Raw genomic sequence first — 15,294 nt, 5'->3', positions numbered from 1 at the left:
TGTCTCCTGCAACCGCACCGGCTAGATGTGGTAGATGTCGATGACCTGATTGATGTAGTCGTTCTTCAGCACGACGTACTTGCTCAGGATTTGCGGCTGCGCGCCGTTGAAGTCGATCACGTAGCGCGACATGCCGAAGTAGCTGTAGTTCGTCTTGTAGCGATGGCTCAGCGTGTGCCAGTTGAAGCGCACCGTGTACACGCCGTTGTCCGCGCTCTCCACTTCGACGTTGGCGACGTTGTGGCTCGTGCGCGTGTCGGGCATCGTCGCGCTCGAACGCTCGGTCTTGATGCGGAACACGCGGTCTTCGAGGCCCTGGCGGTTCGGGTAGTAGATCAGCGAAATCTCGCGCTGCGGATCGGTGACGAGCTTGTCCTCGTCGTCCCACGACGGCATCCAGAACGACGCGTCCGGGTGATAGCAGGCGAGCCACTCGTCCCATTGCTCGTCGTCGAGCAGGCGGCTTTCGCGGAACAGGAAAGCCTGAATATCGGTGATGGCGATGTTGCTCATGCGCGGCTCCCCGGCGCATTCAGCGCCTTTTTCATCGTGTCGATCCAGTAGCGGTGCTGCACCGTGTAGAGGCCCTCGTCCTCGGTCTTCACACCGCTCATCACCGGGTTGAGGCCGATCTTTTGCGCGGCTTCGTCCGCGCCGTCGATCCAGTGCTTCGAACCGCGGCACATGTCGTTCCATTCGACCGCTCGGCCCGCGTAGCCCAGCTGGCAGGCGCGGAATTCCTCGAGGTCGTCGGGCGTGGCCATGCCGCTCACGTTGAAAAAGTCCTCGTATTGACGGATGCGGCGCGAGCGCGCTTCGCCGGACTCGCCCTTCGGCGCGATGCAGTAGATCGTCACCTCGGTCTTGTTGACCGACAGCGGCCGCAGCACGCGAATCTGCGAGCCGAACTGGTCCATCAGATACACGTTCGGGTAGAGGCACAGGTTGCGCGAGTTCTGGATCATCCAGTCCGCGCGCTCGGCGCCGCAGCGCGCGGCAAATTCCTCGCGGCGGCTGAAGTTCGGACGGTCTTCGGGATTCGCCCAGCGCGTCCACAGCAGCATGTGACCGTGCTCGAACGCGTAGAAGCCGCCGCCCTGACGGCCCCAGCTGCCGGCATCCATCGCGCGGATCTTGTCTTCGCGCGCGTTCTCTTCCTTGCGATGATTGGTCGTTGCCGCATAGTTCCAGTGCACGGCCGACACGTGATAACCGTCCGCGCCGTTTTCGGCGGTCAGCTTCCAGTTGCCTTCGTACGTATAGGTCGACGAGCCGCGCAGCACTTCGAGACCGTCTTCCGACTGGTCGACGATCATGTCGATGATGCGCGCGGCCTCGCCGAGGAACGTTTCGAGCGGCGGCACGTCATCGCTCAGGCTGCCGAACAGGAAGCCGCGATAGTTGCCGAAGCGCGCGAGCTTCTTCAGGTCGTGCGAGCCTTCCTTGTTGAAGCAGTCGGGATAGCCGGCGTCCGCGGGGTCCTTGACCTTCAGCAGCTTGCCGCTGTTGTTGAAGGTCCAGCCGTGGAACGGGCACGTATAGGTCGCCTTGTTGCCACGCTTGTGGCGGCACAGCATCGCGCCGCGATGCGTGCACGAGTTGATGAACGCGTTCAGCTCGCCCTGACGATTGCGTGCGATCACGACCGGCTGACGGCCCATGTAGGTCGTGAAGTAATCGTTGTTGTTCGGAATCTGGCTTTCGTGGGCCAGGTAAATCCAGTTGCCCTCGAAAATGTGCTGCATTTCGAGCTCGAACAGACGCTCGTCGGTAAACGCGCTGCGATGCAGGCGGTAATCGCCGCGCTCGCTATCTTCGACGAGAAAGTCGTCGATGTTCTTCAGTTGCGGAGTGTGATCCGGGTAGATCGGAATCATGCGTGTCTCCTGATTCGGACTGTTGGTATGCGTGCGACGCACGCGTATAGGGAGCGGCCTGCCTGCCGGGAGGCCGGTGGCCGGTTGGTCTTTCACGTCGGGGAGCGGAGGCGGTGCGCCTCCGTATGGCGTCAGGCCGTGGCGCGCAAGCGCTCGACCTTCGGCACGGGAGGCGGGACCTGGTGCCTGAGGGAATCGGTGGACAACCCTTGCATCGGGGTTGCGATATCAGCATGTCTCATTGCTGCTCCTGAACTCTTTCTAGGTCTTGGATCCCATGCGCGAGGATTTGCCTGCGCCGTCTCCATGGGCCGACCGACGCTTCAGACCGGGCCGAGTTATCGATGCTCGGGAGGTATAATTTTGTGGGGCGTCTACGGTAACTGAAGCATAGTTCTACGCCATTTGCATCGTCCAACACTGATTTGGTATCGCGACGATACTTAAAAGGTATTTCTATGGAACTGCGCCATCTGCGCTACTTCGTGGCCGTCGCCGAGGAATGCAATGTCACCAAGGCCGCCAAACGTCTGCATATTGCGCAGCCGCCGCTGAGCCGGCAGATCCAGCAGCTCGAAGACATCCTTGGCGTGCAGCTGTTCGAGCGCAACTCGCGGCCGCTGAAGCTGACCGAGGCTGGCCGCTTCTTCTATTCGCACGCCGTGCAACTGCTCGCGCAAACGACGGAAATCGAGGCGATGACGCGGCGCGTCGGCAAGATCGAGCGCAGTTTGTCGGTGGGCTTCGTCGGCTCGACGCTGTACGGCATGCTGCCGAAAATCATCCGGCGCTTTCGTACCGAGAACGGCACCGTCGAGCTGAGCCTGCACGAGATGTCGACGATGGATCAGATCAAGGCGCTCAAGGAAGGCCGCATCGACGTCGGCTTCGGCCGCATCCGTTACGAAGACCCGAGCATCCGGCGCGTCGTGCTGCGCGAAGAACGGATGATCGTCGCGCTGCCGCTCGGCCATCCGCTGATCGCCGCGAAGCCGGTGCTGTCGCTGCACGACCTGACCGGCGAAACGCTGATCATCTTCCCGAAGGCGCCACGGCCCAGTTACGCGGACCAGGTGCTCGCCGCGTTTCACGATCGCGGTCTGAAGCCGCAGCGGCTCTACGAGACGCGCGAATTGCAGATCGCGCTCGGCCTCGTCGGCGCGGGCGAAGGCATCTCGATCGTGCCGGCGAGCGTGTACGGCTTGCAGCGCGGCGACGTCGCCTACAAGGACCTCGACGATCAGAACCTCGTGTCGCCGATCATCATGAGCATGCGCATGCTCGATGAATCGGCCGACATCCAGCGCATGCTCGAACTGATCTACGCGCTGTACGACGAAGAGCACATGACCTATCTGCCGCCTTCGCATTCGTAGAGCGGATTGCGCGGTTCGCGGCCCGACGCCCAGGCGGGCGTCGCCGTAACGAAGTTGTATGGACAAGATATCCGCCGCGGTATAGACCGCGGGTATACGCGAAAATTCCGGCTGCGCCCGTAGCCCTTCAATTAGCCTTCAAAGCTTGCCCAGAAAGGCTTTCAAGCCTACTCCCTGTCTCCTTCCCGGGTGCCCGTAAGCACTAACCCCGATTGCCGCTCATCGCTCGTACGGGATAATTTGTCTATACAACATCGCACCTCGCAGTATCCCTCCCGGAGACTTTATGAAGAAACTCGCCTTGTCCCTCGCCCTCGCGCTCGCTGCCACCGGCGCCTTCGCCAAAGATTGGTCCACGGTTCGCTTCGGCGTGGATGCGAGCTACGCGCCGTTCGAATCGAAAGCGACCGATGGCAAGCTGGTCGGCTTCGACGTCGACCTCGGCACCGAAATCTGCCGCCGTTTGAACGCTAAGTGCGTGTGGGTCGAGCAGGACTTCGACAGCATGATTCCGGCACTGAAGGCAAAGAAGTTCGACGGCGTGCTGTCGTCGATGTCGATGACGCCGCAACGCGCCGAACAGATCGCCTTCTCGTCGAAGCTGTTCAACACGCCGACACGTCTCGTCGCGAAGCAGGGTTCGGGCATCCTGCCGAGCGCCGACTCGCTGAAGGGCAAGACGGTGGGCGTCGAACAGGGCACGATCCAGGAAACCTACGCGAAGACCTATTGGGAGGCGAAGGGCGTGAAGGTCGTGCCGTATCAGAACCAGGACGCGGTCTATACCGACCTGCAGTCGGGCCGTCTGGACGCAGCGCTGCAGGACGCCGTGCAGGCTGACCAGGGTTTCCTGAAGACGCCGCGCGGCGCGGGCTTCGACTTCGTCGGCAAGACCATCGACGATCCGAAGATCCTCGGCAACGGCGCGGGCATCGGCATGCGCAAGGAAGACGCCGATCTGAAGACGAAGGTCGACAAGGCGATCGCCGACATGATCAAGGACGGCACCTACAGGAAGATCGAGCAGAAGTACTTCAACTTCGACGTGTACGGCAGTTGAGTCCGCCCCCACGAGCCCGCCCCACCCGATCGCCAGGCCCCGCGCGCATGCGCGCGGCTCGCTCCATCAAGGACACTCCCATGCTGTTTCAAGGCTTCGGTCCGCTGCTCCTCGCGGGCACGTGGGTAACCATCAAGCTCGCGGTGCTGTCGCTCGCGGCATCGTTTGCGCTGGGACTTCTCGGCGCCGCCGCGAAGCTGTCGACCAACCGTGCGATCTCGCGCATCGGCACGATGTACACGACGCTGATCCGCGCCGTGCCCGATCTCGTGCTGATGCTGTTGCTGTTCTACAGCATCCAGATCTGGCTCAATGATCTGACCGACATGTTCAGCATGGAGCAGATCGACATCGATCCGTTTCTCGCCGGTGTGATCACGCTGGGCTTCATTTACGGCGCGTACTTCACCGAAACCTTCCGCGGCGCGTTTCTCTCCGTGCCGCGCGGGCAGATCGAAGCGGGCTTCGCGTACGGCATGAGCGCGCGGCGCGTGTTCACGCGCATCCTGTTCCCGCAGATGATGCGCTTCGCGCTGCCCGGCATCGGCAACAACTGGCAGGTGCTCGTGAAGGCCACCGCGCTCGTGTCGATCATCGGTCTCGCGGACGTGGTCAAGGCATCGCAGGACGCCGGCAAAAGCACGCAGTCGTTCTTCTTCTTCACGCTGGCGACCGGGGCCATCTACCTCGCCATCACCACCATTTCGAATCTGGTATTGAACCGCCTTGAGAAGCGCTACTCGATCGGCGTACAGAGGGCCGCGCTGTGATCGAACTGACTCGTCAATACTGGCAGAACTACCTGTTCACGGACGGCTTCAACTACACCGGCCTCGTCATCACGCTGTGGTTGCTGGTTGCGTCGATCGTGCTGGGTTTCGTGTTGGCCGTGCCGCTCGCGATCGCGCGCGCGTCGCGCAACCGCTACATCTCCGGACCCGTCTGGCTTTACACCTACATCTTCCGGGGCACGCCGTTATACGTTCAATTGCTGTTGATCTACACGGGCCTCTACAGTCTGCATTTCGTCCATTCGCACCAGATGCTCGACAGCTTCTTTCGCAGTGCGATGAACTGCACGCTGCTCGCGTTCGCGCTGAACGAATGCGCGTATGCCACCGAGATCTTCGCGGGCTCGATCCGGGAGACCTCGCACGGTGAAATCGAGGCGGCCCAGGCTTACGGCATGTCGAAGTTCAAGCTGTACACGCGCATCATCCTGCCTTCGGCGCTGCGCCGGGCACTGCCCTCGTACAGCAACGAGGTGATCCTGATGCTGCACGCGACGACACTCGCGTTCACAGCGACCGTCCCCGACATTCTGAAGGTGGCGCGCGACGTCAACTCCGCGACCTACGCGACGTTCCAGGCGTACGGCATCGCGGCGATCCTGTATGCGGCGATCGTGTTCGCGCTGATCTGGGGCTTCCGCAAGATGGAAATCCGATTGCTGGCTTATCTGAAACCGCAAGCGCATTAAACCCGGACGCATTCGCGTCATGATGGAGCATACGAGCATGTACAAGCTGACGGTCGACGACCTGCACAAGAAGTTCGGCGACAACGAGGTATTGAAGGGCGTCTCGCTGAAGGCGAAGGCGGGCGACGTGATTAGCCTCATCGGGTCGAGCGGCTCCGGGAAAAGCACCTTCCTGCGGTGCATCAACTTTCTCGAATCGCCGTGCTCCGGGCGCATCACGCTGAACGGAGAGGAAATCAACACGAGCAGGGATCGCAACGGCTCGCTACGCGTGACCCATCCGAAGCAGTTGCAAACGATGCGCACGTGTCTGTCGATGGTGTTCCAGCATTTCAATCTGTGGGCGCATATGACGGTGCTCGAGAACATCATCGAGGCGCCGATCAGCGTGCTGGGATTGAGCCGCGCGCAAGCCGAGGAACGCGCTCGGAAGTATCTGACCAAGGTCGGTTTGCCGGCCAGCACGGAGAAAAAATATCCGTCGCATCTGTCCGGTGGTCAGCAGCAGCGCGTCGCGATTGCTCGCGCGCTTGCGATGGAGCCGGAAGTGATGCTGTTCGACGAACCGACTTCGGCGCTCGATCCCGAACTCGTCGGCGAAGTGCTGCGTGTGATGCAGGCGCTCGCCGAAGAAGGCCGCACGATGATCGTCGTCACGCACGAAATGGGCTTTGCGCGCAACGTGTCGAATCATGTCGTATTCCTGCACAAGGGCAAGATCGAGGAGCAAGGGCATCCGCATCAGGTGCTGACGAATCCGCGCAGTGAGCGGTTGCAGCAGTTTTTGGCGGGGCGGTTGAAGTAGCGGCGGCGGGGTATGGCGCGTCGTTCAGCCTCGCGCCTTACCTCGAATCATTTCCAGAACGACTGCGCCACTCACCCGATTGCACTGGTCTGTGCGCGGTTCACAGATACACCGTGTGTTCGCTCTCGCCCTCCGGCAGCACGAGGATCACGCCTGACTCGTGTGACCGCGCCGCGAGGCTGCCCGCATCGCCGCTTTGCGGCGAAAAGCGTTCATCGCTCAGACTCTCCGTTCCGGATTGCCGAGGCTCCAGTCCCACAGACGGATCTCGACGCAATCGAACAGCCCCGCCTGCATATACGGATCGTTGCTGACGAACTCCATCACATCGTCGATACGCTCCGCTTCGACGACCGGCAACGCGCCATTCATCGCATCGCATTGCGGCGCGAGCGTCGGACCGCCGAGGCGCACGAACACGCCACGATGCGTATTGCCGCGCAACCACGTCCGATGCACCGGACGCACCCGTTCGCGCACTTCGCGCACTTCGCGCATGCCGGGCTTGTCGGTCGCGAATACCGCGAAAAAACGTGCCATCGTCGTCAACTCCGATCGAGGATGAAGTCGTAGCGCGCTTCGCGGAACGGTCCATCGAAACCGAAGCGGCGCGCGAGTTCGTGATCCGCGGAGCACTCGCGATAGTCGACCATCAGCGAGGGCTTCACGCCGAACACCGCGTCCGAATCCAGATACGGATCCTCGCGATCGAACACATGCGTAACCAGTGTCCGATGCCCCGGCGCATCTATCATGAAGTGCAGATGCGCGGGTCGCCACGGATGCCGTCCAGTCGCTTCGAGCATGCGGCCGACCGGGCCGTCGGTCGGAATCGGATAACTGACTGGCACGATCGTCGAAATCGCGTAGCGGCCTTCGGCGTCGGTGCGAAAACGTCCACGCAGATTGCCGTGCGGCTGCTCGGTGTCCTGCCCCGAGTACATGCCGTTATCGGCGGTCTGCCAGACGTCGAGCACCGCGTTGGCAAGCGGCTCACCGTCCGTCGACAGCACGCGCCCATGCACGAGTGCGGGCGTGCCCGGCGTGAACGCGATGTTCTCGCCGTACGCGCGCTCGGGCATGCCGCGAATATAGAACGGACCGAATACGGTGGTGTCGGTCGCGCCCGTCGCGAGACGGTGATTGATCGCGTCGACGAGCATCGATACGCCGAGCGTATCCGACAACAGGATGAATTCCTGACGCACGAGGTCATCGCACATCTTGCCGGTGTCGGTCAGAAAGCGAATGGCCGACATCCATTCGGCCTCGGTCGGCTCGACTTCACGCGCGAACGCATGCATGTGCCGCACGAGGCTTTGCATCAGCGTGCGCAGCCGTTCGTCGGGCGTGCCCGCGAAGCTTGCTACCACCTGCTCGGTCAGGGCCTGCTCGGCCTCTTTGCTGTCTGTCGACATGTCTTCCTCCATCGATTGTTCTGGCGGCGCTGCGTTGGCCAATGCTCAGGCGGGTTCGGCGCCCTGCCACGCACGTTGCAGCAGCGCGCGGATCGCGTCGCGCGCCACGGGACGCGGGTTCGCATACGGATTCTTGCACGCGAGATCGGCCGCTTCGTCGCGTCCCTGCTCGGCCATGCCGATCTGCGCGAGCGCCATCGGAATGCCGAGCGCGCGGTTCAGTTCGAACAGCAGCGGACCCGCGTCGGCCGCGCGCTTGCCGCCGAGCGCGCGTGCGACGCGCGCAAGCGCATCGGGCGCGGCGCCGTGGTTGTAGTGTGCCGTATGCGGCAGGTTAAACGTACCGCCCAACGTATGACACAGCTTGTGATGGGAAGTGAATGCTGTTTCGCTGCTAATCGCTGAATCTGTCAATCCGTCACGCTGGATCGTGCAGGTATGCTGATTGCTCATGTTATGACGAGGCGGTTTGCGATTGACCGGTTCACCGTCACTTTGCCATCGTCTGATCGTGTCTCGAAAGGAGTTTCGATCGTGTCGCTCTCTCGCCGTCATTTCATGATACTTGCCGCATCCGTTGCCTCAACGACGGTTCTCTCGACAAAGTCAAACGCGGACGCGCCTGTGCTGTCCGAAAACGATCCGACCGCACTGGCCCTCGGATACAAGATGGACGCATCGAAGGTCGACAAGACGAAATTCCCTCGGTACCAGACAGGGCAGACCTGCGCCAATTGCCAACTGTATCAAGGCAAACCCGGTTCCACGAATGGGCCGTGTCCGACCTACGGGGGCAAGCTGGTCGACGCAAAAGGGTGGTGTAACGCCTACGTGAAAAAGGCGTAATTTACACGCCGTCGTTGTCATTGGGCATACCGCTGTGTGTACAGCGTCAACCTACGGGTGTGGAGCGCCGTCGGATGGACGTCGCGCCCCTTAACTGCTCTTCTAGCTGTCGTCACGTCACCGTTCGCTTCATCGTAGCTCGCGCCGATAGCCGCGATCCAGTGCGCCGTTATGACAAGGAATGACAAGCTAGCCTCCGTTCAGCACCATCTCACCTGGTCATATCCAACAGGATCGACGGTCTTGTCCGGCCACTTGCGAGATTGAGCCGCGATACCAATGGGCGTTACACGCCTCGAAACACTGGGCGGGAGTCGCGGCGGCCACGCGTGAATGTCGGCATCGTCGATCACGGTCGCGGCGGCCACTTCGCTTTGCGCGCGCGCCATGTCGTGCGCACGGCAGATGAGCGACGTGTTTGCTGTACGAAAGCGAAGTCGCTTCGATGGAAGCGTGCTATCCCGGTGCCAACCAGACATAACGCAGCGACGGCAAGTCGTCGTGGCCGCCTTTGTCAGGTGGTTTTGGGGCGAAGCCCGAGCGTGATGGCAGCATGGCGCCCGACCGTTAGTTGCGCATCCGACAGGAAGACGTTCGGTCATCTGCGCCAACGTATCGGAGGCCGCAGTTCGGCGCGAAGCGGACGAAGTTCGCCGGTCGGATGGCTTTACACTTGTGTCTCGTCATCCCTTGCCGAGCGGCGGCCGACTCGGGAATCCCGCCATATTGCTTAGCTGGGCCAGTTCATTCGCCGCCTCGCGCAGCAGCATCGAGTACTCGTGAATCTTCTCGGTCGTCAGCCGCACCCGCGGACCGGCCAAACTGATGACGCCGACGCAACGCGAGCCGCTCACCACGGGCACCGCCACCGCTGACATGCGCGGGGCAAACACCTCGTCGATCATCGCGTAGCCACGCACGCGCGCAGCGTGCAGGAAGCCCAGCAGCGCCTTGAGCGTCGTCGGCGCATTGGGTCCAAACTCATTGGGCTGTCCAAAACCCTGCTTCAAAACCAGTGCCGCCGCCTGTTCGTCAGTCATTGTCATCAGCCATGCGTGTCCGGTCGACGTGCATGAAAGTCGTGCCGCCTGGCCCATGTCAGGATCGTAGCGAAAGCCGATGCGCTGTCCGTCCGCCTTCCCCACCCAGATGATTGCTTCGCCGTCCACCAACGACAGCCGCGCCAGTTCACCTGTCTGCGCAGCGACGCGTTCGATGATCGGCTGGGCGATATCCGCGATGCCCGTCAGGCTCAGGAATTCCAGCCCGTTCGACGTCATACGCATTGTCAGAATGTAGCGGCTGTGATCGACCAGTTGCCTGACATAGCCGCCTTCGATGAGCTCGGCGAGCACGCGGTGGCACGTGCTGCGGGGCAGGGATAAAGCGTCGGCAATCGCCAGAAGACCCGCGCCTTCGGCTTGCGTCGCCAGGAAATCAAGAATTCTCAGGCCGTTTTTGAGCGACATTTCGCGTGATTTTCATTATGTGCAATGCAGTTCCGATGCGGAACGCCTCACTTTCTGAGCGCAAACAATAGCACTTGTTCGTCGCCAGATACGAACGGTTCGACATATGAGGAATTCAGGAGACAACATGTCATTTTTTGCTGATTCAGGCCTTGCCGCGGAACAACAGTCCGCGCAGGCTCACTTGATGGCGCATCGGGCGGTGGCAGGCGCAACCGTCGGAACGGCGCTCGAATGGTTCGACTTCGCGCTGTATGGTGTGGTCGCGGCCACGATCTTTCCAAAGCTGTTTTTCCCATCGCTGGACCCGACCGCCTCGTTGCTCGCGTCGCTGGCTAGTTTCTGGGCAGGGCTGGCCGCACGCCCGCTAGGCGCGGTGATCTGCGGGATGCTCGGGGACCGTTGGGGACGCCGCAAACTGATGCTTATCACCGTGTCGGTAATGGGAGCTTCATCGTTCCTGATGGGGCTGTTGCCCACTTACCACCAGGTTGGCATCCTCGCGCCGACGTTGCTGGTGACACTGCGCATCATCCAGGGATTCGCGCTTGGCGGCGAGTCGACGGGCGCGCAACTGATGGCGGTCGAGCATGCGTCTGCTAACCGACGCGGTTTGTATTCGGGCCTGCTTGGCATCTGCTCGCCACTCAGCCAGATTCTCGCCAACTTCTCGCTCTTTACACTGGCCGCGTTGCTTTCATCGGACGACTTCGACTCCTGGGGATGGCGAGTCCCGTTCCTCGCAAGCTTTGTGCTGGTGCTGCTGGGCATCTACATCCGCAGGAAGGTTAGCGAGACACCCGCCTTCGAGGCGCTCAAGAGGACTGCCGCTCCCACACGCGCTGCCAATCCGCTAGGCACCGTTTTCAAATATCACTGGCGCACCGCGCTTCGCCTGACGCTGTTCTTCTGTGGCCCGGCCGCACTGTTTTATCTGATCGTGGTTTTCTCGCTCAGCTATCTGACGAAACACCTCGGCGTACCAAAGCAGACCGGTTTCATGCTGCTGATGGTTGCGAATGTCTGTGCCATCGCGGGAGCGCTGGCGGGCGGTTATCTGAGCGATCGGATCGGACGCAAACGTGCGCTGATGATCGGCTCGTTCTGCACGCTGATCTGCTGCCTGATCTACTTTCCGATTCTCAACCAGAACTCGATCGCCATGACGATGGCCGTGATGGGCGCCTTCCTCGGCTTCACACAGTTCCAGAGCGGCATCCAGCCGGTGTGGTTCGCCGAGTCATTTCCGACCGATGCGCGCTACACGGGGTCCGCACTGTCGTACTCGGGAGCCAACCTGCTCACCGGCGGCCCGATGCCAATCGTCGCCGTGGCGCTGCTCAATGCCTTTAACGGTTCCCCTTGGGCCATCGTAGCGGTCTGCGGCTCGCTGAACCTGATCTCCTTCCTGATGATCGCAATATCCCGGGAAACCAAAGACACGGCCCTGGAACGCTCTTCTACACACTGACACCATGACTCGCAAACTCTACATCCTCAATGGCTCCAACCTGAACATGCTGGGCGCGCGGGAGCCTCATCTTTATGGCAGCACTACGCTGAAGGACATCGAACAGAACTGCCTCGCGCTGGCCGGCGCCCTCGAGTTCGACTGCGTATTCCGACAAACGAACAGCGAAAGCGAGTTGATCGACTGGATCCAGGAAGCGTTCTTGCAGGACGCCGCGCTGATCATCAATCCAGCCGGCTTTTCATTCGGTCGGATTCCGGTGCTCGACGCAGTCAAGCTCATCCGCCGACCAGTAGTGGAATTGCATATCACCAACATCCACCGACGCTCGGAGGAGTATCGTCACTCGACGATTTCGGTGGCGGCTACCGCGGTAATTTGCGGGGCTGGCGCAAACGGATACTTGCTAGCAATCCGCGCGATTGACGATCTGTGGGGCAACCAGACCTGAGCCGGCTCCTCCATTCATGCAGCAAGCGGGCTCTCCTCGATGGAGCCCGCTTCGGCCGCAGCACCGGCTTACTCTGCGACGCTATCCAACGCGGCGGCACGAATGAGCCGTGTCTCCTGTGCCGTGATCAGATGGCCCGATGCCTTGAGATAGGCGGGGAAATCCGGATGCGTATCGCGTGCAAGGCACCGTCGTTCGTAGTCTGCCAGATCGTCATACCCCCACAGGTGGGTAAACTGGTTCTGCGGCCCGACCAGACTGGTCCAAAAACCGAGCGGATGTCCAAGCGTCTCGAGCAGGATTGGCATGGCGAGCCTGTCAAACACGTCGAGAAACTCGGGCATCTTGCGCAGCGCGATCGTGTAGACCCGGAAATCCAACAGGGGCTTTGCCAGATACATGGGGCGGGTGCTCATGCTTACACCTTCTCTTTGGAGGTCATGGCTTTGGTGGCGATCGCGTTACCGGTGACATAGCCGAACGTCATGTTCGGCCCATGGGTGATACCGGCGCCCGGATAGTTGCCGCCCATCACGCTGCGCCGGTCATTGCCGACCGCGTAAAGGCCCTCGATCTCGCTGCCGTCGGCCCGCAGCACCTCGCCAGTGACGCTAGTCCCGAGGCCGTCGAACGTGCCCAGATCGCCCATCACGACCTTCACAGCATAGAAGGGGCCGGTCGCAATAGGCGCAACGCAAGGATTGGGCTTGTTGTCCGGATCGGCGAGATAACGGTTGAACGATGTGCGACCGCGATGAAACGACGGGTCTTCTCCGCGCTCCGCATCGAGATTGTAGGCATGGACCGTCATCTCAAGCGCATCGGGAACGATCCCGCAATTGCGCGCCAACTCGCCGATCGTCTCGCCTTTGATCAGGTAGCCTTTACGCAGCAACGGCCCCACTGGCATCGGCGCGGGCTTGGCATATCCCAGTCCATACTTGCCCAGCGCCACCTTGTCGCAGATCAGCCACATCGCCGTCTCCCGCTCACCCTCGCAGGCGCGCATCAACGCCGCGCCGACATCGTGATAGGAGTTCGATTCATTGGTGAAGCGCCGACCGCTCCGCAACACGCCGATCACGCCGGGCTTATAGCGGTCGAGCAGATGCGGGAATACGCCAGTGCGGCCATTGCCGAAGGGCACCTTTGAGACAGGCATCCAGGCCGACGCATCGGCGAAGCCGAGCTTCACGGCACCACCCACCTTCTCCGCCATGGTCAGCCCGTCGCCGGTATTGCCGACGGGCGTGGGCGACAGATGCTCACCCCCACGCTTCACATGCGGATAGACCTGCGCGATACGCTTGAGATCGTGCGGGAAGCCACCACAAGCCAGCACGACACCGTGCCGTGCGGTGATCCGAAGGTCGCCGTCCGCTGCGGTCGCGCGCACACCGATCACGTTGCCGTCCTCGCTCAGCAGTTCCTTCACACGCGTCGACGTGAGGATCGGAATGTCAATCGCCAGTGCCGACTTCGCGAGCCTCGCGGCGAGCGCGTTGCCGCTCGTGACGTTGATCCCCCGCCGGTAGAGCGCCAACTCCTTGACGTGCGTTGCCAGACGGCGGGCCACATAGAGGAACGAAACAAGGGACTTGGTCGCGCGAAAGAAGTGCTTGAGGTCCGCATTCGAGGAATTGAACATCATTCCCATGAACGTGATCGTCTCGAGCGGCGGCTTGAGGCGGCGCATGTCCTTGCCCAGCCCGCGAATGTCATAGGGCGCGGCAAGGATCGAGCGGCCGATGTCGACGCCGCCGGGCGCATCCGGGTGATAGTCCGGATAGAGCGTGGGCACGAACTTCATCTCGGTCTCGCGCTCGAAGAACTCGACCATAGCCGGCCCGTTCTCGATGAAGCACTGGACCGCGGCGGCATCGACGTTGTTGCCCGTCTCGCTCATCATGTATTCGCGCACGCGCTCGACGGTGTCAGCCGGGTTCTGCTGTCGGCCGCATTTGCTCAGCGGAATCCATAAGACCCCGCCCGACAGCGCGGTCGTACCACCGAACACGGGCTCCTTTTCGAGCACGATCACATCGAGGCCGCGCTTGCGTGCAGTAATCGCAGTGGCGAGGCCCGCGGCACCCGATCCGACCACGACCAGATCGCAAGTGATCTCCTTGGTCATATCCAATCTCCTTGTCGTTATGGTGTGATCCAGCTCACGCGGCCGGGGTCGCGTTGAAACCGGGGCGCGGGACCATGTCCATCAGCATGCAATCGAGCCCGCCGTCGACGAGCACCTCCGCGCCATTGACGTAGGCAGCCAGATCAGAGGCGAGGAACATAGCCGGGCCGGCGAGGTCCTCTGGCTCGCCGATGCGGCGGCTCGCGGTGGCGGCGGCGCGGCGAGCCTCGAAGCCGGGTTCCTCATAGAACTTCGCGGACAGCGCGGTGCGGATCATGCCGGGCAGCACGCAGTTGCTGCGCACCCCGCGTGGGCCCCACTCCGCCGCCAACTGCCGCGAAAGCAGCAACACGCCCGCCTTGCTCGGGCTATAGGAACCACTATTGGTCTGCGGATTGAGCCCCGCAATCGAGGCAACGTGGACGATACTGCCCTTGCCCGCCGCCAGCATGTCGCGCCCGAAAGCTCGAGCACACAGGAGATAGCCGGTCAGGTTAACGGCGATGGCCTGGTTCCAGTCCGCGATCGAGACCGTCTCGAGGGGTCCGGCGCGCAGAAGCCCTGCATTGTTGACGAGCGCGCTGGCCGGCCCTAGCTCTGCGCGAACCTTGTCAGCAGCTGCGGCAACCGAGGCTTCGTCCGACACGTCGCAGCCGATCGCCTGCGCCACCGCACCGGCCTTCCGAAGTTCGGCGGCGACCGCTTCAGCGCCGGCAAGATTCCGATCCACAAGCGCCACATGTGCTCCGACATCGGCGAAGGCGCGTGCGATGCCGGCACCAATGCCGCTGCCCGCACCCGTGACCACGCAGACCTTTCCGTGCAGGTTCAGCGCGTACGGGGTCGACGCAGCTGCGCGATTTTCAAGTTCCTGTCTCATGGAATTACCTTCCTGAAATTTGTATGC

17 protein-coding genes are annotated in these 15,294 nt (G+C 61.8%); 8 read left to right on the top strand and 9 right to left on the bottom strand.

Going from position 1 to position 15,294, the window contains the following annotated elements; translation table 11 throughout:
- Nucleotides 1-21: 21 nt before the first annotated feature.
- Nucleotides 22-513, bottom strand: coding sequence for a benzoate 1,2-dioxygenase small subunit (benB, locus tag HDG33_RS08170; RefSeq protein ID WP_184023816.1), 492 nt, complete (start codon nt 511-513; stop codon nt 22-24).
- The gene (benA, locus tag HDG33_RS08165; RefSeq protein ID WP_184023813.1) at nt 510-1,877 is read right to left on the bottom strand and encodes a benzoate 1,2-dioxygenase large subunit; all 1,368 of its coding nucleotides are present in this window, start codon (nt 1,875-1,877) and stop codon (nt 510-512) included. Before benA ends, benB begins: the two co-directional genes overlap by 4 nt.
- Before the next feature lie 458 nt (nt 1,878-2,335).
- Here benA and HDG33_RS08160 point away from each other — a divergent pair, with 458 nt between their 5' ends.
- From HDG33_RS08160 to HDG33_RS08140, 5 genes are all read left to right on the top strand, one after another.
- The gene (locus tag HDG33_RS08160; RefSeq protein WP_184023810.1) at nt 2,336-3,253 is read left to right on the top strand and encodes a LysR family transcriptional regulator; all 918 of its coding nucleotides are present in this window, start codon (nt 2,336-2,338) and stop codon (nt 3,251-3,253) included.
- 286 nt (nt 3,254-3,539) lie between these two features.
- Nucleotides 3,540-4,313: an ABC transporter substrate-binding protein gene (locus HDG33_RS08155; protein WP_184023807.1), complete on the top strand. Its 774-nt coding sequence runs from the start codon at nt 3,540-3,542 to the stop codon at nt 4,311-4,313.
- A gap of 80 nt (nt 4,314-4,393) precedes the next feature.
- On the top strand, nt 4,394-5,083 hold the full coding sequence (locus tag HDG33_RS08150; RefSeq protein ID WP_184023804.1) for an ABC transporter permease: 690 nt from the start codon (nt 4,394-4,396) through the stop codon (nt 5,081-5,083).
- On the top strand, nt 5,080-5,793 hold the full coding sequence (locus HDG33_RS08145) for an ABC transporter permease (protein WP_184023801.1): 714 nt from the start codon (nt 5,080-5,082) through the stop codon (nt 5,791-5,793). The genes HDG33_RS08150 and HDG33_RS08145 overlap by 4 nt, the downstream gene beginning before the upstream one ends.
- A gap of 37 nt (nt 5,794-5,830) precedes the next feature.
- Entirely contained in the window at nt 5,831-6,598 is a 768-nt protein-coding gene (locus HDG33_RS08140; RefSeq protein WP_184023798.1) for an ABC transporter ATP-binding protein, read from the top strand.
- A gap of 219 nt (nt 6,599-6,817) precedes the next feature.
- On the opposite strand, the gene HDG33_RS08135 is transcribed toward HDG33_RS08140, so the two are convergent.
- Genes HDG33_RS08135 through HDG33_RS08125 form a run of 3 tightly spaced genes read right to left on the bottom strand, consistent with a single transcriptional unit; the run spans nt 6,818 to nt 8,469 of the window.
- Complete coding sequence (locus HDG33_RS08135) at nt 6,818-7,138, bottom strand: YciI family protein (protein WP_184023795.1); 321 nt, start codon at nt 7,136-7,138, stop codon at nt 6,818-6,820.
- Nucleotides 7,139-7,143: 5 nt separating this feature from the next.
- Complete coding sequence (locus HDG33_RS08130; RefSeq protein ID WP_184023792.1) at nt 7,144-8,016, bottom strand: intradiol ring-cleavage dioxygenase; 873 nt, start codon at nt 8,014-8,016, stop codon at nt 7,144-7,146.
- 45 nt (nt 8,017-8,061) lie between these two features.
- A complete protein-coding gene (locus HDG33_RS08125) occupies nt 8,062-8,469 on the bottom strand; it encodes an iron-containing alcohol dehydrogenase (protein WP_260330361.1) in 408 nt (135 codons plus the stop codon).
- Between the two features lie 81 nt (nt 8,470-8,550).
- Here HDG33_RS08125 and HDG33_RS08120 point away from each other — a divergent pair, with 81 nt between their 5' ends.
- Entirely contained in the window at nt 8,551-8,862 is a 312-nt protein-coding gene (locus HDG33_RS08120) for a high-potential iron-sulfur protein (protein ID WP_184024284.1), read from the top strand.
- A 683-nt stretch (nt 8,863-9,545) separates the two neighbouring features.
- Here HDG33_RS08120 and HDG33_RS08115 read toward each other — a convergent pair.
- The gene (locus HDG33_RS08115) at nt 9,546-10,331 is read right to left on the bottom strand and encodes an IclR family transcriptional regulator (protein ID WP_018422624.1); all 786 of its coding nucleotides are present in this window, start codon (nt 10,329-10,331) and stop codon (nt 9,546-9,548) included.
- A gap of 127 nt (nt 10,332-10,458) precedes the next feature.
- Between HDG33_RS08115 and HDG33_RS08110 the strand changes: the two genes are divergently transcribed.
- Together HDG33_RS08110 and HDG33_RS08105 are read left to right on the top strand one after the other, a co-directional pair.
- Complete coding sequence (locus HDG33_RS08110; RefSeq protein ID WP_409258982.1) at nt 10,459-11,802, top strand: MFS transporter; 1,344 nt, start codon at nt 10,459-10,461, stop codon at nt 11,800-11,802.
- Nucleotides 11,803-11,806: 4 nt separating this feature from the next.
- On the top strand, nt 11,807-12,253 hold the full coding sequence (locus HDG33_RS08105) for a type II 3-dehydroquinate dehydratase (RefSeq protein ID WP_184023789.1): 447 nt from the start codon (nt 11,807-11,809) through the stop codon (nt 12,251-12,253).
- A gap of 68 nt (nt 12,254-12,321) precedes the next feature.
- On the opposite strand, the gene HDG33_RS08100 is transcribed toward HDG33_RS08105, so the two are convergent.
- From HDG33_RS08100 to HDG33_RS08090, 3 genes are read right to left on the bottom strand one after another with little or no spacing between them, the layout of a single operon-like run.
- Complete coding sequence (locus HDG33_RS08100) at nt 12,322-12,669, bottom strand: NIPSNAP family protein (protein ID WP_184023786.1); 348 nt, start codon at nt 12,667-12,669, stop codon at nt 12,322-12,324.
- Nucleotides 12,670-12,671: 2 nt separating this feature from the next.
- Nucleotides 12,672-14,387 carry an FAD-dependent oxidoreductase gene (locus HDG33_RS08095; protein WP_184023783.1) on the bottom strand — a complete coding sequence of 572 codons (1,716 nt, stop codon included), beginning with the start codon at nt 14,385-14,387 and terminating at the stop codon, nt 12,672-12,674.
- A 34-nt stretch (nt 14,388-14,421) separates the two neighbouring features.
- The gene (locus tag HDG33_RS08090) at nt 14,422-15,267 is read right to left on the bottom strand and encodes an SDR family NAD(P)-dependent oxidoreductase (protein ID WP_184023780.1); all 846 of its coding nucleotides are present in this window, start codon (nt 15,265-15,267) and stop codon (nt 14,422-14,424) included.
- Nucleotides 15,268-15,294 lie beyond the last annotated feature (27 nt).

Source organism: Paraburkholderia sp. Cpub6, from assembly GCF_014201065.1.
GTDB classification, from domain to species: domain Bacteria; phylum Pseudomonadota; class Gammaproteobacteria; order Burkholderiales; family Burkholderiaceae; genus Paraburkholderia; species Paraburkholderia tuberum.
The sequence above is the reverse complement of the archived record's forward strand: the minus strand, read 5'-3'. Positions and strand labels throughout refer to the sequence as shown.